We start from the raw sequence: 21,373 nt of genomic DNA, 5'->3' as shown, positions 1-21,373 counted from the left end.
ACCCTCGTCACATTAAAGGCATCCGTTAATTTGTTTTCTGAAGACCTATCGTCTCGACTTTCATCCTTTGCCCTTACATCCGCCTCCCCTTTTGTTCACTTTTCTTTCAAACAAAACAGAACGATCAGACTGACCGTTCTGCTTGAACCACTCTCCTGATAAATAAGATCGAAACAAGCACCATCATTCCTCCACAAAAAAGAAAAAGGATGTATGTTGATACAAACTTTGACAGAAGCCCAAAGAAGCCTAGCGAAACGAGGTTGGCCAAATACAACAACACGGCATTAAAACTAAAGCCACGAGCTAACTTCTCTGTTGGCACATGCTTTTGCAATAAATACACGCGTGCTAGCCCCGATAGTGGTAAGCCTAGGGCAGCGATGAAGACACCAAGAAAATAAACTGGCATGACTTGTGCAAATCCGATTAGCACAATGCCGATACCCCAAATAAATGAACTAATCAAATAGATGTTCATTGTAAATATTCTAATAAAATAAGGAATCACAAGGTTAACGACAATAACAATGGCTCCGTACCAGCTTAGTAAAAAGCTATACAATGCTTTTCCATTTGTCATTGTTTCGTTTAGTATAAGCAACAGCCCTACTTGCCACACCCACGTATTCAAAAACACAATCGCCCCTGTCACAACAAATAAGCGCCGCATCGTCCCATGTCCTATTAACCATACAGCAAACTCCTTTAAGGAAAGAACAATAGCGGTTCGCTTCATTTCAGAAATTGGCTTGCCTTTCTCTTCTTTAAGCTTGATTTTCGCTAACAACAACGCACTTCCCAAAAATGTGAGTGCATCAAGCGTAAAGAAATGAATGACGCCAATCGTGTTCATTAAAAACACACTAAGAATCGGACCAAGCACCGTCATTCCCCGTGTTACCGTATCAACCAAACTATTCGCCGCCGTTCGCTCCACATCGCTTGTAATTAAAGGTAGGAGCGACCGATGCGCTGGATTAAAGAAACACCCAAACACGTGATTCGTGAAACTCACGACGATTAAATGCCCATAGGCTAGCATTTCCATGTAATGCAACATCACCAGCACTAAAAGCAGCGGTACCCGCAAGAGATCCATTGCAATCATCCACTTACGTTTCGGAATCCAATCGGCAATCACACCACCAACTAGGCCAAACAACAAGTATGGTAACACTTGCGACATCGCCACACCCGTAACGTGCATGCTTGATTCAGTTAGCTCGAACGCTAAGAACAAAAATGCGAGCCCTGTCATCACATTGCCTACATTTGAAATGGCTGTACTTCCGAGATAATAAACGAGTGATTGATTGTTTTTGAATAGAGTAATATACATCAATAAACTCCTTCCCCTACTTAAAGCATAAGGGAAGAAACAATCGGGTTCTTCACAGATATTGTAAGAATATAAAGCAAGATGAATGAGAAGTTAGAAGTAAAACTTATGTTATTACTCAATGACCTTCACCATCTTCACAATCTCCTCTTCATACCCTAAATGACGATAGACATCTACCGCTCGCTCATTTGCTTTAAACACATCAAGCACAATTTGTTTTAATCCTCTCTCTTTACTTCATTTTTCTGCTCTATGCATCCGTTGCTTTCCTACACCTTTACCTTCTCAAGATGAAGCTACAGCCACAGCAGAGATGTAAGCTGTTTTCTCTGCTGTAAAATAATCGATTTCTTCCTTTAACTCGTATAACCTAAGAGAATTTCATCTTGCTCTGCCACAAAGATTGTTGAATCATCTGCTTCAACGGATGCTTGTGCAAGCTCCGTTTGTTTTCTCTTCATTTTTTCGATGTTGCGATACCCCATAAAAACAATATCGCTAAAACGTTCTGCTAAAGAGATAATTTTCTTTTTATCTTTGTTTTCCATTTGCCTAATAAGCATACATTCACCTTCCATCTAATTATACATCGCTACCTATCACCTTCCTACTAATCCCATATTAACGGTCTATCTAACCCTACCATACGTTGATATTGTAGAAATTGCCCTGCATGAACCGCATCATGATAAGCAATTCGCAATAACATATCCCCTAAATGGCGTTGATAACCTACATCGGCGCGATCAATCAACTTCTTGTCCATTTCGCTTACTTCAAGACTTTCTATGTAACAAAGAAATGCTTCAAAATAAGGCTCTGCTAATTGAATCTCTTTTTCCACAGAAAGAATGGGCTCTTTCTCAAAAGAGAACTCGATTGAGCCAGCAATAGACCCACTGTTTTCAAGAATTTGTTGGTATTGAGGAGTTGCACTCCATACATGGCGTATCATTTCACCAAAAGACATCGCTTCTTTGTCTGGTCGCCAGCTTAACCAACAATCTGGGAGCGACTTCCATAGTTTTATTGAGCGACGGCGTGTTTCTTTTACATTGATCTTAGTTAGTTCAATTGCATTCATTTAATTTCCTCCTAAATATTTGCTTATTACAATTGTAGCGAAAATTCATTTAGGGTATGATCGAACTATGAATGTATATCCGAATATTTCATATACTGCTAAACTCTTGTCAGAACCTACTCGAGGAATTGTTTTAGAAAGCTTGATGGACGGTAGCTCTAGACCTGCAACTGAATTGGCTTCCCTTGCAGGCGTTTCTCACCCGACAATGAGCTCTCACCTGTCAAAATTAGTTGAGGGAAAGATGCTTGCTGTTGAACATCAAGGTCGCCACCGATACTATAAGCTCGCTAATGAAGAAGTAGCAGAACTAATTGAAAAACTAGGAACAATCGCACCGCCTGTACACGTTCAATCTTTACGCCAATCAGACAAGCTTAAGCGCTTGAAAAACGGCCGTACATGCTATGATCATTTGGCTGGAGAACTTGGTGTAAAGATCACAGAAGCATTGCTTCACAAGCAACTAATTATTGAAAAGGATAAGACGTATGATGTCACACCACTAGGTGCAGAATGGTTCTCTCTTGTAGGGATTAATACAGAGCAAGCTCAAACAACCAGACGTATTTTTGCAAAACCCTGTCTCGACTGGAGTGAGCGTCACTACCATATTTCTGGTTGGTTAGGCGCACAAATTGCTACACTTCTGTTCTCAAAAGGATGGCTAACAAAAGCAGAAAATAGCCGTGCCGTATCCATAACAGAAGAAGGAGCAAGCGCTTTACAAGAACTCTTAGGAATCAAGTTAAAGACTAGACAATGAAAACAGAGAAGCAAATTATAGAAACGTTGCGTGTTGACACTATTGAAACGATCATCCTTTGGAGAAGCTTCTTATAAACACTCACAAAAAAACGCGCTATTCGCGCGTTTTCGATGTTGTTACTACCCAAACGTATACCACTCTGTTTCATACTGAGGGCCTTCTCTTTCGTATGTGAATCTATACATCAAGTCGTCAGAATCATTGATTCCTTGAATTGTATGAACCCATTCACCACTTGTTTCATTCATACGGAAGTTTTGTTGATCGCCACCACTTAAACGGTAATGAATATCTACGTAACGCGCAGTTGCCTTTGGAGCAAACAACACACTCGCTTGATTATTCTCCTTAGTCACCTTTACTGAGTAATGGGCATGATCTCGTTGATCACCATCTTCTGGCTGACCAGGTTCTGGATTTGGTTGTTCTACTGGAGGCACATCATAATCGGCATTTGTGTAGAAACTGTTTGCCGCTACTTCCACTGTATACCCATCTGTAAATGTCACCGTTGTTGGCGCATCGCTATAATTATAGGCAACATACACACGCTCGCCGTCTTTGTTAAAGACTGCATATGTTGAGGTGTCAGCATGTACGGTCGGATCGACTTGGCCAAGAGCGTTCAAACTTGTGACCCATTGATACGTTTGTGCTTTTGTATTTCCCCGTTCGATGATGCTTTCATCACCTGGGTTAAATTCTCCGTAGTCATCAATTTTATCATTCATTTGGCTAACAGCATCACTTGATCAGTGAACGCTCGATACGCCCACACCATGTTTGCCCACCAATTCCAATCAGTTGATCCGTTGCGCGTGTACAATTCATTGTAAGCACGTTCGACATAATTTGGGTGATGCCCTAGATACAATGCGCCACCATGGATCGGGAGCCAATTAATTGCGTATTTTTCAACCATACCGGAATTCCACCATGTTGCATGGTCCATTTTACCGCCCCAATTAATCGTTACAATTTCAGGCTGATAGGCATCTGGATGGATCTCGTCATGAACATCAAAGAAATAGTCATTAATTGCACTCATTTCCGTCGTATACAAGTAAATGGTACGGTGACGTAGTTCGTCATCATTTGTTGCTTCAGCCCACAAAATTAAATTCGTCCAAGCATGCATCGCTTCAGAAGACGATTCTTGGTTATTGCCAGAATCAAATGTCGCAAGACCGTCTGCCCACGAATGGCCAGAATACGGGTCAAACATCCGTAAGTACGGGAACATCTCATCGTCTCGCCCTGCCGCAAAGTCGCGGATCAGCAAATCAATCATGCCGCCCCACTCTTCATCGCTTGCCCAGTCTGGGTTTACACGAGCAATCTCAGCCGCTGCTTTTACAAAATAGCCATAATGAAAATGGTGGTCATTGATGCGTACTGCCGAACCGTGGGCTGCATGATACCCAAGTAACGTTCCCCAGTTTTCGTTGTAGTAAAATAGGTTTTCGCTTTTTAGTCCCCCATCTCCCCCTGTAGCAACGAGCCACTCTTCAAGGTTGGACTGCAGTTCGTCACGAAATGAATTAGCAAGCTCAGTCTCGCCAGTTTGATCAGCAATTGGGGCAAGATTTGCTAGTTTTCCTAAATACTTACCGAGTTCATACGTATCTTGACCGGTTGGATAATCAGCTTGAGCGTCTTGAAGATACCCATTTAAACGCTCCGTATCCGTTCCAACGTTTGGCAAGCTTGGTAAAACACCTGTGTATTGGAGTGATGTTTCGAATTCTGTGTTTGGAAGCAGTTGCATATCTCCTCGAATCGTAAAAATTGTTTGCTCAAGCAACTGTGGAACAACATAGCTTTCTAGTTCTACCTCTCTTTTAGGATGAATACATATTTGATGTACACCCTTTTTTTGTCTATTATTAACCATATATTGTATCCGTTTACAAATAACCTTCGACAATGTATAATCGGGGAACAAGTTAAATAAGAGCTGATGAGCATTTGAGGAGCAGCCTTTTTTACAGAGTCCTAGGTGATCTGTGGAAAAAATCTGTTCCTTTTTTCTATTTAACGATTCAGACAAACAATTTGAAATGATTGTTACACATAAGGGGGAATTACATTGGCAGAAATCATTGCTGAATTAGTAGGGACGATGATCCTAATTATATTTGGTGCTGGGGTTGTCGCCGGAGCTAATTTAAAACGCTCAAATGCAGAGGGGGCTGGTTGGGTAGCGATATCCCTTGGTTGGGGGTTTGCCGTCGCATTAGGAGTTTACGTTTCAGGCACAGTAAGCGAAGCCCACTTAAACCCTGCCGTTACGATTGGCTTTGCAGCAATTGGGGAGTTTCCCTGGGCGCAAGTTCCTGGCTACATACTAGGGCAAATTGCAGGCGCTTTCTTAGGGGCGGTTGTTGTATTCCTTCATTACTATCCACATTGGAAAGTAACGGATGAGCCAAGTACAAAACTTAGTGTTTTTGCAACCGGACCAGCAATTCGCCATCTTCCATCCAACTTTATAAGCGAATTAATTGGTACAGCTGTGTTGGTTTTTGGTTTACTCGCCATTGGCGCAAATACGTTTAGCGACGGTTTAAATCCAATTATCGTTGGTGTACTCATTATTGCAATCGGTTTATCTCTTGGTGGAACAACAGGTTACGCAATTAACCCTGCTCGTGACCTCGGGCCACGAATCGCTCATGCCATCTTGCCAATTAATAAAAAAGGCCCATCTGATTGGGCGTATTCATGGGTACCTATTCTCGGACCTATCACAGGCGGAGTCGTTGGTGCATTTCTTTTCACACTCTTATTCTAATTTAAAAAGGAGACAGTAAACATGACTAAATCTTACATTCTTTCAATTGATCAAGGAACAACAAGTTCGAGAGCAATTCTTTTTAACAATCAAGGTGAAATAGTGAAAACGGCTCAACGTGAGTTTAAACAATATTTCCCTCACCCAGGTTGGGTAGAACACAATGCTAATGAAATCTGGACGTCTGTCCTCGCCGTCGTTACTGAAGTATTTACAGAATCAGATATTGAACCACGGAACGTTGCTGGCATCGGCATTACAAACCAACGAGAAACAACGGTCATTTGGGATAAACATACGGGCAAACCAATCTACAATGCACTCGTTTGGCAGTCAAGACAAACAGAAAGCATTTGTAAAGACTTACGTGAAGCTGGATTAAATGATACATTCCGTAAGAAAACTGGATTGTTGTTAGACCCTTACTTTTCTGGAACAAAAGCAAAATGGATTCTTGATCATGTAGACGGAGCAAGAGAACGAGCAGAAAAAGGCGATCTTTTATTTGGAACAATCGATACATGGCTTATTTGGAAATTGAGCGGGGGGAAAGCCCACGTTACTGATTATACAAATGCGGCGCGGACACTCATGTACAATATTCATGACTTACATTGGGACGATGAGCTACTTGAACTACTTGATGTACCTAAACAAATGCTACCAGAAGTTCGGTCATCTTCTGAAGTGTATGCAGAAACAGTTGATTACCATTTCTTCGGTGAAAATATACCGATTGCTGGAGTTGCTGGCGATCAACACGCTGCTCTCTTCGGCCAAGCATGTTTTGAAAAAGGAATGGTTAAAAGCACGTATGGAACGGGCTGCTTTATTCTCATGAATACAGGAGACAAGGCAGTGGAATCAAAAAACGGGCTTTTAACAACACTTGCTTGGGGCATTGATGGAAAAGTGGAGTATGCTCTTGAAGGCAGCGTATTTGTTTCCGGATCAGCCATTCAATGGCTCCGGGACGGCCTTGAAATTATTGAATCTGCTCCCCAAAGTGAAGAGCTTGCCACTCGAATCACGTCATCCGACGGCGTTTACCTCGTTCCTGCTTTTGTAGGACTAGGCACTCCCTATTGGGACAGCGAGGCACGCGGAGCAATGTTTGGTCTGACGCGTGGGACAGAACGATCCCATATTGTCCGCGCGACCCTTGAATCTCTTGCTTATCAAACAAAAGATGTGATGGCAGCAATGGAGTCAGATGCGGGTATTGAATCAAAAAAACTACGTGCTGATGGCGGTGCAGTTGCCAATGACTTTTTAATGCAATTCCAAAGTGATTTGCTTGACGCCCCAGTTGAAATTCCAACCGTTACCGAAACAACTGCGCTTGGCGCAGCCTACCTTGCTGGACTTGCAGTTGGCGTCTGGAAAAGCAAAGAAGACATTGCTCGTAAGTGGAATATGGATCGCTCCTTTGAATCAAAAATGAAAGACGAAGAACGAGACGCATTATATGGCGGCTGGAGAAAAGCTGTCGATGCGACGATGGCATTTAAGCCATAATGATTTTTTAACGAAAAGAAAGCAGCGGCTGTTGTTTTAAACAACGGTCGCTGCTTTCTTTTGTTTTATTTCTCTACACATGGCGGTAATGTAAAACCTGGGTACGAAACGACCGGCCATTTCACCTTCCGAAGCACGTCTGTAAAACGAGAATCAACAATGCGTACACTTCCTCCTGGCGTTTTTAAAGGAGGTTGCTTAAACAATTCATGTTTAAACGTTTGCGGCACTGTGCCATTCGGGAACTGAACCTCTTGCGATGGTAACGATTCAGGAACTTCAGCCTGGTAAATATATACTTGATCAGGAGGAATATAGGAAAACGCTGCTTCTGGAACGCCAAAATTAGCAGATAGCACTTCTTTGGGAGTATGGGCAAACCAGTCCGATACCGATAATGTGCTTAAGTCAGAAAACGCACCGTCATCAAAGACTAGCAAGAACTCACATCCTTCTTCTAACCCTTGAATGGAATGAGGAATGCCAAGAGGAAAATACCATAAGTCTCCTGGTCCAACATCCGCAATAAAGTTCCTCCCATTTTGGTCAACAGCTGTAATTCGCTCACGCCCAAGTAGCATATAGGACCACTCCGCTTGCTTATGCCAGTGAAGTTCACGTACTCCCCCAGGTGTCAGGCTCATGTTTACACCTGCAAGCGTGGTTGTAATCGGCAAATCCCTTTCGGTGATTTCTCTTGACCAACCACCATGATTTAATTGCATATGAGCATCAGAGAATGAAAAGCGCAAATTTGGAATCAGTCCACGATCGGTTTTAGGTGGAACAAGGATATTCGGATTTTGGCGGTCACGAGCTATGTTCCGTGGTCCTCGGTCGATTCCCCCCGCCCCGTCACTACGAATTGTGTGCGGTATACATCGAATAGGTTTTGGCGTTTCCATCATACCCTCCCCCCTATCAATCTATCTTCTTCCATCTTTATTCATTCAATCCTTTTCCTATACAACAGGAAAGACGCGTAGGAGGCTTAACGCTTGCTTTCACTCAACAAGATGGCAAGCAACATAGTGACCTGGCTCCGCTTCCTTAAAAACAGGCACAGTTGACTTGCATGCCTCCATCGCCAATGGACAGCGGGTATGGAATTTGCAGCCACTCGGGGGAGAAGCAGGGTTTGGAATATCTCCTTTTAAGACAATCCTATCTTTACGTTTTTTCGGGTCAGCTACGGGAACAGCGGATAAAAGCGCCTTCGTGTAAGGATGGAGCGGATTTTCATACAATTGATCCCGACTTGCCATTTCCATCATTGTACCTAAATAAAGCACACCTATTCTTGTACAAAGGTGCTCGACGACGCTTAAATCATGAGAAATAAACAGTAATGCCATCTTTTTCTTTTCTTGCAGTTCTTGGAACAAGTTAATAATCTGTGCTTGAATCGAAACATCTAAGGCAGAAACAGGTTCATCGGCAACGATAAATTCCGGATCCATAATAACAGCTCTTGCAATCCCAATACGTTGCCGTTGTCCGCCACTAAACTCATGAGGAAATTTATTCATATGATAAGCTGGCAAACCACAAAGCTCCATCGTTTCCAAAACCTTATCATAGGCTTCCTTTTTTGAAGCAAGTCCGTGGTCAATTAACGGTTCAGCTAAAGCATCTCCAATACGCAACCTAGGATTTAGCGAACTGAATGGATCTTGAAAAACGAATTGGAGCTTCGGTCGTAGTTTCCTCATCTCATTCTTAGATAAACGATGCAAGTCTTGTCCTTTGTATTCGACAGTTCCTTCTGTAATTTCTTCAAGGCGCAAAACGGATTTTCCGATCGTACTTTTGCCACTACCTGATTCCCCGACTAATCCAAAGGTTTCTCCTTCTTCGATTGAAAAGCTAACGCCATCGACTGCTCTTACTACTTCAGAATGGCGGTTCCAAAAACTCGCTTTTGAGGCATATTCTTTTTTTAAGCTTTCTATTGTTACAATTGGCTGCTTCATTGTGCCACCTTCTCCGAATCATATAGCCAACAAGCAACTTGATGATTGCGCGCCTCCCCTTCTTGCTTTAAATCTGGCCGTTTCACCGTGCACACATCCATACAATGCTCACACCGATCAGCGAAATAACAAGAAGGAGATAAGTTCATTAAATTTGGCACTTGGCCAGGGATTGTATATAATTTTTTTCTACGCGAACCGAGAATTGGTTTTGATTGAAGCAGGCCTTTTGTATAAGGATGTTTTGGCTCTTCAAAAATCGCTTCTACCGGACCTTGTTCAATCACTTTTCCTGCGTACATGACGACCACATAATCTGCCACTTCTGCAACAACTCCCAAGTCATGGGTAATGAGAAGCATCGACATCTTTTTTTCTTCTTTTAAACTTCTTAACAAGTCTAATATTTGTGCTTGGATGGTTACATCAAGTGCAGTCGTTGGTTCATCCGCTATTAACATTTTCGGGTCACAACTAAGGGCAATTGCAATCATAATTCGCTGCAACATGCCTCCGCTCATTTGATGAGGGTAAGAACGGAAAATCTGCTCTTCTCTCCCAATTCCAACCATCTGAATTAACTCAAGCGCTTTTTTCTTCGCTTCTTTTTTTGAGATAAGCTGGTGTTCGAGCAAAGGTTCCATTATTTGCTCGCCAATTGTCAAAACCGGATTTAATGAGGACATCGGTTCTTGAAAGATCATTGCGAGTTCATTCCCACGCAACTTACGCATTTCTCCTTTTGGCAACGCGCTTAATTCTTTTCCATCAAGTGTAATCGTTCCTGAAACCACACCTGGTTGCTGGACGAGTCCCATGATCGTCATAGCCGTTACGCTTTTACCACAACCAGATTCCCCTACAACACATACCGTCTCTCCATGCCCGACTTTAAAATTGATTTGATCAACCGCTTTAACAAGTCCTGCTTCTGCTTGAAAATAGGTGCTTACATTTTTTAATTCCAAAGCAGGTGTTTGGCTTTCCATGATGATTACCTACCTTTCATATTTGGATCAATCGCATCTCGCAGACCATCACCAAGTAAGTTAACTGAAATAACCGTTGCAAAAATGGCAATTCCTGGTGGGATCCATAACCACGGACGATTTGTAAAATCAATTAATGTATTTGCTGTATTAATCATATTTCCCCACGAAGCGGTAGGGGGCACAACACCTAATCCGAAGAAACTTAAAACGGATTCACTTAAAATCGCTCCACCAACACTCAATGTAGCTGTCACGATGAGAAGTGGCAAGACATTTGGCAGCAGGTGATTTAATACTTTACGCCGATCTCTCAGACCAAGCGCATCTGTCGCTTGCATGAACTCTCGTTCTCTTAAACTTAGTACTTGGCTGCGAACAAGACGAGCAAGTCCAGGCCAATTTACTAAGCTCAACATGATCATGACAATGTAAAGTCGTTGTTCTGCTGGAACGCGCCATTCCGACATGACCGCTGCCATAATAAATAGCAGAGGCAATCCTGGTAATGTCATTAAAATATCAGCAAATCTCATAACCACTTGATCAATGATTCCACGATAATAGCCTGCCAACATTCCTAGCAATCCACCAATGGATACAGCGAGCGCCATTGCACCAAGCCCAACCGTCAATGAAATACGACCAGCAAGCATCAGCCGAGTCAACACATCTCTACCTAAATGATCTGTCCCAAGCCAATGAGACATACTAGGTGGTTGGTGAATCATCTGTGTATTTGTTCCTGCTGTTGTATACGGTGAGAACAACGGCCCGACAAAACTAAATAAAAAAATGAATAACAAAAAAATAAAACCAAACATCGCAATTTTCTTTTTTATAAAACGTCTGCCAACTTCTTTCCACAAAGAAGATTTATGGCCTTTCTGTTCCATTTGAAGCGTTTTTGTCTCTATATCAGGACGATTCTCCATTTTTTTATCCTCCTATCTTACCCGAACCCGCGGGTCCGCTACACCGTAAAGGAGATCGGCAATTAAGTTGCTAATAACCGTCAATAGAGCAATAAACATTGTAAAGCCCATCAAGAGCGGATAATCACGTACGGAAAATGCTTGCATGTAAATGGCACCTATCCCTGGCCAATTAAAAATTTGTTCGGTAATAATTGCCCCACTAAAAAGTGCTGGAAGCTCAAATGCGAACAATGTGATCGCAGGCAGCATAGCATTCCTTAATGCATGCTTATAGATGACCACCTTCTCTTTTAACCCCTTCGCCCGAGCTGTTCGGACAAAGTCTTGTTTCACAACTTCAAGCATATTTGTCCGAAAATACCTTGTTAAACCGCCAATTCCGAGCATCGTTAACACAAGAACAGGCAAAATCATATGTTCGAGAACATCCTTTACGTAGGCCCAGCCAGTATAATCCATGCCGGAAGTCGTCATCCCACCTGCAGGAAACCACCCTAAATCCACCGCAAAGAATTTAATGACAATGAGTCCTAAAAAAAACGACGGGGTTGCCATAGCTGCAAAAACAAGGATCGTTACAACCGAATCATAAAATGAATACTGCTTCGTAGCAGAGACAATACCAACAACAATGGCAATCCCCCAAGTAAGAAATAATGAGGCAAAAGCAACAATAAACGAACTCCATATGTAGTTACCAAGTACTTCAGTCACCGGCCGTTGGAACTGAAGAGAATAGCCTAAATCACCTTGAAACAAATTCCCGATCCAGATAAAATACCGAATAACAATTGGTTGGTCAAAACCATATAACGCATACAACTCCGCTTTTCGCTCTGCGGTTAAATTAGGATCCGTATCAATAAAATTGCCAGGAATTAAAGAATACAAAAAAAAGATTAAAATCGAAGCCCCAATGAGCGTGGGAATTAAATATAAGATTCGCCTCATAAAATAACTTTTCATAAAAATGCCTCCTCGCCTCGTCTGTAAGCATCCATAAGAAAGGGAGGGCGCAAATGTCCCACCCTCCTTTATTTCAAACCTTACTGGTTACTCCACTTCGTTTACGTTTAAATGTTCTAAACTTAATGAAATGCCACGGAAGCCATTTGGTTCAAAGCCGTCAACACGAGCATTTGTTGCAGCGAGTGCTTTGTTGTAATTTAAAAGAATCATAGGTGGATCTTCTTGCAATTTCTCATACAGCTCATGATAAGCAGCAGCACGTGCCTCGAGATCACTTACAGCAACCGTTGCATCGATTAAAACATCCACTTCTTCATTTTCATAACCTCTAAATGTGTTGCCTGTGTGACCGGAATGGAAGGTTTGTATGCCAATGTGAGGATCAGGCTGCATCGTTGTTGAAAACGAAACTAGGTCATGATCGCCATTTTCCACACGAGAAAGGAGCGCATTAAAGTCCATTTGCTCAATTTGGAAATCGACACCAATTTCTTTATAATTTTCTTGAGCAAGTGTAACAAACACATCATTTCCTCCACTTCCATCAGTCGTGAAGAAGTAAACCGTTAGCTTTTCACCATCTTTTTCACGAATACCATCGGAACCTTCTTCCCATCCAGCTTCATCAAGCAAGCGCTTTGCTTCATCAGGGTCATACGGAAAGGGTTCGATTTCATCCGTATATGCCCATGAAGTCGGAGCAACTGGCACATTCGCAAGTTGAGCAAATCCCTGGAATCTTGCGTCAATATAAGACTGTCTATCGAGACCGAGATTAAATGCTATGCGGACATTAGGATCTTTAAATTTTTCGGATTCGTGGTTAAATGCAACATAGCTATAGTTCGACGATGTATAAAGATCGATATGGGCAAATCCCATTGATTCAATTAAATCGAAATTATCTTGATTTGCCGCAAAGCCACTATAATCTAATTCTCCAGTTTGGAAGAATTGTTGAGAATCTCCCTCTGTTGTACGGTAGATAAACCTATCAACCTCTGGCTCTCCATTATAATAATGCTCATTTGACTCAAAGCGAATTTCTTGACCCGGATTGTACTCTTCAAACTTAAATGGGCCCGCACCTACAGGGCTTAAATGGAAATCACTAATATAATCCAAATCACCTTTTTCATAGTTTTCTCCGTAATACGCTTCGCTTAAGACAACTCCACCAAGCATCGTCAATGCTCTTGCATTTGGCTCCTCTAATGTAAACTCGATTGTTTGATCATCAATAACGTTGATACCTGAAACCTCATCGGCATCACCTTCTTTGTAATCAAGCCCGCCAACAACATTCGTTTCTGAAATATCCGTCGTTCCTGGATAACTTGGGTCGTAAAGCAAAGTGACAGTAAAAGCGACGTCATTCGCGGTTAAGTCTGTACCGTTATCAAACTTAAGTTCGTCACGTAATGTATATGTATAAGTGAGTTCATCATCCGTCACTTCCCAACTTTCCGCCAATCGTCCAAAAGGTTCACCATTTTCATTAATATCAATTAATGGCGGAAACATAACCGCTTGAACATTGCCATCGTACCCACTCGTATTAAAATGTGGCGTGAACACGCCTCCAGGTTCCTGCAAACCAACAACGACTGTATTCCCCCGATTTAATGCCAATTCAGGAGATGAAGTCGGATCACTCGCCTCTACTTTTTTATCCTCAACCACATTCGCTTCAACGAGTTGCTCTTCTGGATCAGTATTCACTTCCTCATTACTATCTCCAGTCATTTCCGTGTTGCACGCTCCCAAAAAACCTATAATGGCTACTGCTGGTAAAGCGACTTTCCATTTCCTCATTGCTTTTCCTCCCTCTTTATCCCTGAGCTTTGTGTAAAATTAATTGATTTCTTGAAACTACTTTTATTAAAACACATAATTCCGATAAGTCAACGCGAATTTATATCCTACCATCGCTAATAATCAATTAATTCGTTCGTCTGTTTCTGTATATGCGCTTGATAAATTTGATCTAAAAACGCTATTAATACTTATTAATCAAGCTATTCAAGGTTAATCCTTAGCATTTTAATAAGAGTGAAACCGTTCACTCATTTAAACGAAAATTTCTCCGAAAATAATCCTTTACTTATCCGATGAGTATGGTAGTATTTAAAACAGGCACAGGAATCATCCAAAACTCGGTAATTCATCCATCCCGAGTCTCCCCCCTCAATTGAGTTTGAGGGTCATTACAAAAAGCTTTGCAGATAAACTGCAAAGCTCTTTTTTTATTTATTTAATTAGCTGATAAAGCTGTTCGGAGGGTTTCTATGTTCTCATGCATCAATGAAAAATAATCGACTCCAGCTTCAACATTTTCATCCGTTAACGCTTCTAACGGATGAATGGGTAGAGCTTCAGCTCCTAGATGACTTTGCACTGTTTGTGCGACTGAAGGTGTAATATTTGGTTCAAAAAGAACATATTCAAGACCTAGCTCTTCTGCTTGCTCAATAGTTTTCACTAACTGACTTTGTGAAGGTTCACTCGTCGGAGAAATACCTGCGATACCAATTTGATTGAGCCCATAACGGTTTTCCCAATACCCATAACCTGCGTGAGAAACAATAAACGTATCTTTTTCAGCTTGCTCTGCAAGTTCTTGGAAGCTTTGGTCTAGTTCTTCAAAATCGGTCTTTAACGTTTCGAAATTTTCTTCAAAATACGCTTTTTGTTCCGGCATTAGCTCTACGAGTAACGTTTTAATTTCTTCAGCCATCTCAACTGATAACACTGGATCCAGCCATACATGTGGATCATAATCACCATGAGAATGACCATGACCGTGAGCGTCGTCATGGTCATCAATCGCAATCGTTACCGGCTCACTTTGGGCGATGACGTCATGGTCATCATTAAAAAGCTTCGCCTGTATTTGTTGATCATCCTCTTCGGCCGTTCCTTCATACGTATCTGTGCCGTTGTCAGGCACGACCTCCCATGCCTCATCATCAGCTGGATCAGCACCTGGCGCAAGCGTATACCAATGCCAGTGGTCATGGCTACTTTCTTCCTCTTCACGGACGGTTAAACGAACCTCATCACCTGAATGATAGTGATCGCTCAAACCGTCGATATAGGCGATGCCCGCGTTGTCATGATCGTGATCACCATCGCTGTGACTATGGTCGTCTCCATCGCCATGCTCATGATCATGATCGTGATCATCATCACTATGACTATGATTGTCGTCTCCATGGTCATGATCGTGATCATGGTTGTCTTCGATTAAATCAACCCCACCACTCGCCTCAAGAACGATAACATCTTGGTTTTCAACCGCACCAACAATGCTATCTGCAAAAGCTTCAATTCCAGCCCCATTGTATATGAATGCGTCTGCTTCAGCGACCGAGATCATTTCATTAGGTGTAGGCTCATAAGAATGGGCATCGGCTCCAACAGGGACAACATTTGTAACATCGACATAGTCTCCACCAATTTTCTTTGTCCAATCCTCTAAAGGAAAAATCGACGTCATAATCGTAAGCTTCTCGCCTACTCCCTCATCACCACTCGCCTCGTTCGATGAATCTGTTTCTGCGTTTGAGCAAGCTTGCAAAAATAAGACAGCTACACTTGCTGATGCCATTAATTTCTTCAAAACAACAAACCCCTTTCGTAATCATTCCGATTTAAAAAAGACAAAAAAATATGTTCCTTACCAGCTTGCTTTTTTTACTCCAGGTATTTGCCCTTTATGTGCGAGTTCACGAAACGTGATTCGAGACAACTCAAACTCGCGCAAAACACCACGCGGACGTCCAGTAACCCTGCATCTTCTAGTGAGCCTTATTGGAGATGAATCACGTGGCAATTTGGCTAACGCAACGTAATCACCTTGTTCTTTTAACGCTTTACGACATTCAGCGTAACGTTCAATAAGCTCCTGCCGTTTTAATTCCTTTGCGACTTTTGATTTTTTAGCCACCTACTAAACCTCACTTTTAAATCATTGTTTACACACGCACTTGAGTCTATGTATCATTCAACAACGACACAAATCGTAATGATTACGAATTATAGCACCCTCTTCTCTTTTGCGCAACTAGTAAGTTGTAAAAACATGTGATCGTTTTTACATAACCCTAAAAAGACTACTCTTCGTCGCAACGATTGATTTAGTGAACAACTGTTGCATTCTACAATTTAAAAAGGAATTACCTTTTGTCTCGTTCAAGATATCTCTCACCTCATTCCTTATCAATCATAAAACAGACCTAAAGTCCCTAAAAAAATGGATAAGGTAAAAAATGATAAACCAAACGTTAAAAAGGTCAAAATAACCATGTCTTATGATTCCCCTATTTAATTAATTATCTCTTACTTAAATACAGAATACCTTATCCATAAAAAAATAATAATTTTTTCAATCACCAAAAAACCTTATTTAACAATGGTTATAAGCCATTTAATAATATTTCCCAACACAAAAAATAGACATCTCCACTAAAACCCTCTTCTTTCCTGCCGATATTCCATACGGGAGGTTTTTACTATGAAAAAAGTATTTGTAGGTGTACTAGTTGCTATGCAACTAGCTGTATTTTGTTCAATGGCTGAAGCTGAACTTGTCGAAACAGGAGAGCGGTACCTTGGCACTCCTTATCAATTTGGAGGAAATACACCCGATCAAGGATTTGATCCATCCGGGTTTGTACAATATGTTACGAAAGAAACTTGGGATGCACCACTACCTCGCACCGTCCGTGAACAATGGAAACAAGGGGAAAGTGTGGAAAGAGCTGAATTAGAACGAGGAGATTTAATCTTTTTTGGTGCTTCAACTACCCCAACTCATGTCGCTATTTACGCTGGGAACGATACAATCTTGCATGTCACTCAATCAAAAGGTGTCATTACAACAGAGCTATCAACAAGCGCGTATTGGAACCCTCGTTACTTAGGAGCGAAACGAATTACGGAAGAACCAGCACTTTCTTTAGATCCGTTTGTACAAGAAGCCGCGAAATACATTGGGATTCCATATATTTTTGGTGAAGCTGATCCAGAAATTGGTTTTGATTGCTCCGGCCTAACCAATTATGTTTTTCGCCAAATGGGAATATTTTTGCCCAGGTCCGCTGAAGAACAATGGTTAGTTGGAGAAGAAATCGAGTTAGAAGACATCCAACCCGGTGATGTAGTCTTTTTTAAAGATACATACAAACCTGGTATCTCCCATAACGGCATTTACGCTGGTAATAACCAATTCATTCATGCAAGCCGCTCTGAATCGGTCACAATCGGACACTTAACATCAACGTATTGGCAAGAACAATTTGCCGGGGTTCGTCGATTCAATGACTTAACACTTGAAGCCGAAGTTCCTGTTGTTTCAGTCGCAACCAAATATGTAGGGGAAGTTCCATATAAGCAAGGTGGAGTAACACCAGAAGGTTTTGATACGGCCGGATTTATTCAATACGCGTTCCGGGAAAGTTACGGCATTGAACTACCTCGCTACGCGAGCGGTCAACTCGAGCATGGAGATGAAATTGCCCGTGAGGACGTACGTCCAGGGGACATTGTTTTCTTCGAGGGGAATACACTCAATCCAGCAATTTACATTTCCGAAGACCGGGTTGTCCACGTTACTTTATCACAAGGTGTAACAGTAACCAATTTCGCTGCGAGCAATTACTGGCGCGATCGCTATGTCACGGCTGTACGTGTGCCAGAAGCAACAAAAATACACGATGATTTGTTGCAAAAACGGTAAACATAAAGCAGCTGTACACGGTTGTACAGCTGCTTTAGCACTACTAGATTCCTTGAACACAAAAAAAGGTCTCTTCCTTTTGCTGAAGAAACCTAGTGATCGATGAAATTATAAATTATCTTAAACGGGCTTTCGTCTTAAGGTCCGAATTGCTACTTCATGGTCCCCTAAAATTTCAAAGATCGATTTCTGGTTTTCTACCAATTGTTTCACACGCTCGTTTGTTTCGAAGACGGCTTGCTTAATCATGACCTGCTCTTCTTTTACTTCCTTCATTTCAGTCTCTAACCGATCAAACCTTGTTTCTAATCCACTAAACTTTTTTTCTAATCCACTAAACTTTTTCTCTAAACCATCAATCCTCTGCTCTAATCCATCAATCCTCTGCTCTAATCCATCAAACCTCTGCTCTAATCCATCAAACCTCTTCACTAAACCGTTAACTTTGCCTTCTACACCCGTCAGCTTGTCCAATATGAGCTGTAGAATCTCTTGATCTTGCATTTTTCATTCCTCCCTTTCCTTATTATTTCCGCTCCTATTTTCTTTTTTTCATTCTACCATGACTTGCGCACGATAGAAACAGACATTCGCCTATTTTCGTTTTATAATAAAAGATGGCTGACAACAGCCATCTAAGTACTTCTATCTCTCAGATAAAGAACTTCAGGTCTAATGATAAATGACGATGTAAACCCCTTTCCCACCTGTTTAATCTTGTTCACTCTCAAGCGTAAACACGCTTACTTCTGGTATACTCAAGAATCGATAAGGCACTCTTGCCATTCCAATGCCACGATTCACGTATAACGTGATTGGCTTAATGCCCCCTTCGATTTCATAGCGTCCGACAGGATATTTTTCCGCTAGCGGAGGTGTGTAGAGGTCACCAATTATCGGAAGTCGAACCTGCCCACCGTGACTATGACCTGATAACTGCAAGTCAAACGGATAGGATTTTAAATCCTCAACAACATCAGGCTCATGCACGAGTGTGACTGTGAAATCTTCCGCAGCCACTCCCGCAAAAGCCGACTCTGGTTGTGGTTCTCCTAACATATAATCATCAAGTCCGACTATAACTAAAGACTCGCCATTTACATCAATCGTAATCGACTCATTCCTTAGAAAATTAATCCCTGCCTTAGCTAAAATACCTTCATACGGTGATATCCCAGCACCACCAACTTCCCGGTTTCCAGAAATAGCATAAGTCCCATAAGGTGCTTGCAGGCGGCTAAGCGACTCCGCCACTTTATCTTCCTTATCAAAGTCGCTTGAGTCTTCAATTAAATCCCCAGTAAAAACGATTAAGTCTGGTTCTACTTCGTTTATACGCTGAACGAGCTCATCCAGTTGTTCAATCGAATAATCTTCTCCAATATGAGTGTCACTAAATTGAATAATTTTAAAACCATCCAGCTCTTCTCCAATTGATTCACTTGAAATGTGATGGCTAGTTATATCTAAACGCTTCGGTTCAATAAAACGAGCATATAAATAAATGCCCCCGATTACAAAGACCATACATAATAAAAGCCCAATAAGTATTTTCATATATTTCACAGATGTAATCTCCTTCAAGTTCGTCCAAAAGCATGCATCTCATTGTAACGCAATTTATTTGCTAACGACGATGAAAAAGATTAAAAGGTTGTGAAACATCAACATTATGTTAATGATTTTTTCGTTTATCGGAACGTTTTATATCATTTGGTTCTCAACCGATTTTGATAACTTAAAATAAACCATTCTTTCATTTTTTCCCATGAATCAAAACTAGCCTTATAAGTAGCTTCTTTCGTACCACCTGTAAACTTATTTGCATAAATGGGCACATGTGGAATACCTATTTCATGACCTGCGCCTTCATAATTGATTTGTTTGATCCACTTTGATCGACTCACAGAAGAAAACAAAGACGAACGAAACATCTGATCCGATGCACCAGATATAAACAAAATATCTTTTTTTGTCGCTTCAATTGGGATGGTTGCTTCTTTCCGATAGAGCTCATCATTATAGAGTGCATCGTACCAATCTAGTGCTCCATTTTTCCCTTTTTGATAAAGCGCTTTGCATGAAAGCGCGACATGAACAGGATTGTTAGGCGATGCATATGGCAGAGACTCTCCTTTATATAACCAAGCAGGTGGTAACTTCAAATCATCTGTCCAAGGAACAATTCCGGAAAATGCAATACCTGATCCATTCATTGAAACAACCGCTTTCACTTCATCAAACAATACCGCTGACCATAGCGCAATCTCACTTCCACGGGATGTCCCATGAACCCCAATCCATATTTTATTTGATTCATCTTGTTTTATTAACCACTTTATGGCGTCCTCGACTCGCTCCAATGGAATATTCACTAATCGATCTGTTGTTCCTTCAACGCCAAAGTAAGCAATTGCTAATACATTAAATCCACCTGAAGCGAGTGGTCCCGCAACGAATTCATAGATGCCTCCTTCTGAACCTGAAAGGACAATAACCGTTGGTCGGCTTTCTTGACCTTGATGATAGAAATACGATCCAATGACACCCCCCTCATTGACTTCTTTTCTCTTCATTTCATTGTCATACCAACGTTTTGTTAAGAATTTCCGTTCAATTACTTGATCATTTAATTCAATCGATAATTCAAATTGATGAGGAGCTAATTTTATATAGGGTTCGCCTTTATTCTCTTCTTTCTTTATAACGTCCATTGACCAAAACAAACCCATTGCATTAACCGTATCGTACGAACCAGCTACAGGTTTTTGATTTGTTACATCAATTGTTCCTTCTAGACTTGAAGTAAAGTTAGCCCATGATTCTCTATAAATGATCTGTGTCTTCGTGACCGCACGCCGTCGTAAGATAATTTTATACATTTGATTAGGATGTAATTGTTTAAATTGAATATGAATGACTTCATCGATTCGTGATTCCAGTTGATTGTTTTTCACATGAATAATGGACATAACATCACCCTTTTTTTATTATCATACACAACATTCCTTCAATTCTAACGATTGATTCGGACTTTTTGTTAACGAGCTTATCCTTCGATTAATAGCAATTGATAAGAAATGGAACCAATTACTGTTTGATATAATGAGCATAAATAAGAATATGAAGGAGGAAAAACAATGTCAGTTAAACTCATTCCCTATTTAATGATGAATGGCAATGCCAAAGATGCTATTCAGTTCTATGAACAAGCATTAAACGCTTCAGTAAGCACATTCCTCTGGTTTAATTCC

At 41.3% G+C, this 21,373-nt stretch carries 19 protein-coding genes and 2 pseudogenes; 5 read left to right on the top strand and 16 right to left on the bottom strand.

From position 1 onward, the window contains the following. Positions 1–124: 124 nt before the first annotated feature. From BK584_RS22980 to BK584_RS22970, 3 genes are all read right to left on the bottom strand, one after another. The gene (locus BK584_RS22980; RefSeq protein ID WP_078394910.1) at positions 125–1,342 is read right to left on the bottom strand and encodes an MFS transporter; all 1,218 of its coding nucleotides are present in this window, start codon (positions 1,340–1,342) and stop codon (positions 125–127) included. A gap of 359 nt (positions 1,343–1,701) precedes the next feature. Next, on the bottom strand, positions 1,702–1,908 hold the full coding sequence (locus BK584_RS22975; protein ID WP_139365747.1) for a hypothetical protein: 207 nt from the start codon (positions 1,906–1,908) through the stop codon (positions 1,702–1,704). 47 nt (positions 1,909–1,955) lie between these two features. After that, complete coding sequence (locus BK584_RS22970; RefSeq protein ID WP_078394906.1) at positions 1,956–2,429, bottom strand: DinB family protein; 474 nt, start codon at positions 2,427–2,429, stop codon at positions 1,956–1,958. 67 nt (positions 2,430–2,496) lie between these two features. Here BK584_RS22970 and BK584_RS22965 point away from each other — a divergent pair, with 67 nt between their 5' ends. Next, the gene (locus tag BK584_RS22965; RefSeq protein ID WP_078394904.1) at positions 2,497–3,195 is read left to right on the top strand and encodes an ArsR/SmtB family transcription factor; all 699 of its coding nucleotides are present in this window, start codon (positions 2,497–2,499) and stop codon (positions 3,193–3,195) included. A 122-nt stretch (positions 3,196–3,317) separates the two neighbouring features. On the opposite strand, the gene BK584_RS25240 is transcribed toward BK584_RS22965, so the two are convergent. After that, positions 3,318–3,929, bottom strand: a complete 612-nt coding sequence (locus BK584_RS25240; protein WP_245808955.1) for a hypothetical protein — start codon at positions 3,927–3,929, stop codon at positions 3,318–3,320. Beyond that, the gene (locus tag BK584_RS25235; RefSeq protein WP_245808954.1) at positions 3,926–5,092 is read right to left on the bottom strand and encodes a glycosyl hydrolase; all 1,167 of its coding nucleotides are present in this window, start codon (positions 5,090–5,092) and stop codon (positions 3,926–3,928) included. The genes BK584_RS25240 and BK584_RS25235 overlap by 4 nt, the downstream gene beginning before the upstream one ends. A gap of 195 nt (positions 5,093–5,287) precedes the next feature. Here BK584_RS25235 and BK584_RS22955 point away from each other — a divergent pair, with 195 nt between their 5' ends. Both BK584_RS22955 and glpK read left to right on the top strand, forming a co-directional pair. Next, a complete protein-coding gene (locus tag BK584_RS22955; RefSeq protein WP_078394902.1) occupies positions 5,288–5,992 on the top strand; it encodes an MIP/aquaporin family protein in 705 nt (234 codons plus the stop codon). 21 nt (positions 5,993–6,013) lie between these two features. Next, positions 6,014–7,510, top strand: coding sequence for a glycerol kinase GlpK (glpK, locus tag BK584_RS22950; RefSeq protein ID WP_078394900.1), 1,497 nt, complete (start codon positions 6,014–6,016; stop codon positions 7,508–7,510). Between the two features lie 122 nt (positions 7,511–7,632). On the opposite strand, the pseudogene BK584_RS22945 reads toward glpK, so the two are convergent. The 8 genes and pseudogenes from BK584_RS22945 to rpsN form a co-directional block, all read right to left on the bottom strand. Next, positions 7,633–8,418, bottom strand: a pseudogene (locus BK584_RS22945) (cupin domain-containing protein); the annotation flags it as partial. Positions 8,419–8,514: 96 nt separating this feature from the next. Then, on the bottom strand, positions 8,515–9,483 hold the full coding sequence (locus BK584_RS22940; RefSeq protein WP_078394898.1) for an ABC transporter ATP-binding protein: 969 nt from the start codon (positions 9,481–9,483) through the stop codon (positions 8,515–8,517). Next, entirely contained in the window at positions 9,480–10,472 is a 993-nt protein-coding gene (locus tag BK584_RS22935) for an ABC transporter ATP-binding protein (protein ID WP_078394896.1), read from the bottom strand. Before BK584_RS22935 ends, BK584_RS22940 begins: the two co-directional genes overlap by 4 nt. A gap of 5 nt (positions 10,473–10,477) precedes the next feature. Beyond that, positions 10,478–11,407, bottom strand: coding sequence for an oligopeptide ABC transporter permease (opp4C, locus tag BK584_RS22930; RefSeq protein WP_078394894.1), 930 nt, complete (start codon positions 11,405–11,407; stop codon positions 10,478–10,480). A gap of 12 nt (positions 11,408–11,419) precedes the next feature. After that, the gene (locus BK584_RS22925) at positions 11,420–12,376 is read right to left on the bottom strand and encodes an ABC transporter permease (protein WP_078394892.1); all 957 of its coding nucleotides are present in this window, start codon (positions 12,374–12,376) and stop codon (positions 11,420–11,422) included. Positions 12,377–12,463: 87 nt separating this feature from the next. Beyond that, the gene (locus BK584_RS22920; RefSeq protein ID WP_078394890.1) at positions 12,464–14,194 is read right to left on the bottom strand and encodes an ABC transporter substrate-binding protein; all 1,731 of its coding nucleotides are present in this window, start codon (positions 14,192–14,194) and stop codon (positions 12,464–12,466) included. Positions 14,195–14,633: 439 nt separating this feature from the next. Next, the gene (locus BK584_RS22915; protein ID WP_139365746.1) at positions 14,634–16,001 is read right to left on the bottom strand and encodes a metal ABC transporter solute-binding protein, Zn/Mn family; all 1,368 of its coding nucleotides are present in this window, start codon (positions 15,999–16,001) and stop codon (positions 14,634–14,636) included. 57 nt (positions 16,002–16,058) lie between these two features. Then, positions 16,059–16,328, bottom strand: a complete 270-nt coding sequence (gene rpsN / locus BK584_RS22910; protein ID WP_078394888.1) for a 30S ribosomal protein S14 — start codon at positions 16,326–16,328, stop codon at positions 16,059–16,061. A 567-nt stretch (positions 16,329–16,895) separates the two neighbouring features. On the opposite strand from rpsN, the gene BK584_RS22905 reads away from it, so the two are divergent. After that, a complete protein-coding gene (locus BK584_RS22905; RefSeq protein ID WP_078394886.1) occupies positions 16,896–18,119 on the top strand; it encodes a C40 family peptidase in 1,224 nt (407 codons plus the stop codon). Positions 18,120–18,239: 120 nt separating this feature from the next. Here the strand turns inward: BK584_RS22905 and BK584_RS22900 are convergent, their stop codons facing one another. The 3 genes from BK584_RS22900 to BK584_RS22890 all read right to left on the bottom strand — a co-directional run bounded on the left by BK584_RS22900 (position 18,240) and on the right by BK584_RS22890 (position 21,091). Continuing rightward, positions 18,240–18,623 carry a hypothetical protein gene (locus tag BK584_RS22900; protein ID WP_078394884.1) on the bottom strand — a complete coding sequence of 128 codons (384 nt, stop codon included), beginning with the start codon at positions 18,621–18,623 and terminating at the stop codon, positions 18,240–18,242. A 207-nt stretch (positions 18,624–18,830) separates the two neighbouring features. Next, positions 18,831–19,676: a metallophosphoesterase gene (locus tag BK584_RS22895; RefSeq protein WP_245809032.1), complete on the bottom strand. Its 846-nt coding sequence runs from the start codon at positions 19,674–19,676 to the stop codon at positions 18,831–18,833. A gap of 152 nt (positions 19,677–19,828) precedes the next feature. Then, positions 19,829–21,091: an acyl-CoA thioesterase/bile acid-CoA:amino acid N-acyltransferase family protein gene (locus tag BK584_RS22890; RefSeq protein WP_078394880.1), complete on the bottom strand. Its 1,263-nt coding sequence runs from the start codon at positions 21,089–21,091 to the stop codon at positions 19,829–19,831. Between the two features lie 168 nt (positions 21,092–21,259). Here BK584_RS22890 and BK584_RS25755 point away from each other — a divergent pair. Next, positions 21,260–21,349 (top strand): annotated as a pseudogene (locus BK584_RS25755) (VOC family protein); the annotation flags it as partial. Positions 21,350–21,373: the final 24 nt, after the last annotated feature.

The organism is Shouchella patagoniensis, assembly GCF_002019705.1.
Classification (GTDB): domain Bacteria; phylum Bacillota; class Bacilli; order Bacillales; family Bacillaceae_D; genus Shouchella; species Shouchella patagoniensis.
This window is presented reverse-complemented; position numbering and strand designations above follow the sequence as displayed.

Bases quoted from the DNA above. Each gene is read 5' to 3' on its own strand.
- BK584_RS25240 (WP_245808955.1), bottom strand. From the start codon at position 3,929: ATGAATGATAAAATTGATGACTACGGAGAATTTAACCCAGGTGATGAA.
- BK584_RS22935 (WP_078394896.1), bottom strand. From the start codon at position 10,472: ATGGAAAGCCAAACACCTGCTTTGGAATTAAAAAATGTAAGCACCTAT.
- BK584_RS22920 (WP_078394890.1), bottom strand. From the start codon at position 14,194: ATGAGGAAATGGAAAGTCGCTTTACCAGCAGTAGCCATTATAGGTTTT.
- BK584_RS22965 (WP_078394904.1), top strand. From the start codon at position 2,497: ATGAATGTATATCCGAATATTTCATATACTGCTAAACTCTTGTCAGAA.
- BK584_RS22890 (WP_078394880.1), bottom strand. From the start codon at position 21,091: ATGTCCATTATTCATGTGAAAAACAATCAACTGGAATCACGAATCGAT.
- BK584_RS22970 (WP_078394906.1), bottom strand. From the start codon at position 2,429: ATGAATGCAATTGAACTAACTAAGATCAATGTAAAAGAAACACGCCGT.
- BK584_RS22925 (WP_078394892.1), bottom strand. From the start codon at position 12,376: ATGAAAAGTTATTTTATGAGGCGAATCTTATATTTAATTCCCACGCTC.
- BK584_RS22895 (WP_245809032.1), bottom strand. From the start codon at position 19,676: ATGAAAATACTTATTGGGCTTTTATTATGTATGGTCTTTGTAATCGGG.
- BK584_RS22900 (WP_078394884.1), bottom strand. From the start codon at position 18,623: ATGCAAGATCAAGAGATTCTACAGCTCATATTGGACAAGCTGACGGGT.
- opp4C (WP_078394894.1), bottom strand. From the start codon at position 11,407: ATGGAGAATCGTCCTGATATAGAGACAAAAACGCTTCAAATGGAACAG.
- BK584_RS22975 (WP_139365747.1), bottom strand. From the start codon at position 1,908: ATGCTTATTAGGCAAATGGAAAACAAAGATAAAAAGAAAATTATCTCT.
- BK584_RS22940 (WP_078394898.1), bottom strand. From the start codon at position 9,483: ATGAAGCAGCCAATTGTAACAATAGAAAGCTTAAAAAAAGAATATGCC.
- BK584_RS22980 (WP_078394910.1), bottom strand. From the start codon at position 1,342: ATGTATATTACTCTATTCAAAAACAATCAATCACTCGTTTATTATCTC.
- BK584_RS25235 (WP_245808954.1), bottom strand. From the start codon at position 5,092: ATGGTTAATAATAGACAAAAAAAGGGTGTACATCAAATATGTATTCAT.
- glpK (WP_078394900.1), top strand. From the start codon at position 6,014: ATGACTAAATCTTACATTCTTTCAATTGATCAAGGAACAACAAGTTCG.
- BK584_RS22905 (WP_078394886.1), top strand. From the start codon at position 16,896: ATGAAAAAAGTATTTGTAGGTGTACTAGTTGCTATGCAACTAGCTGTA.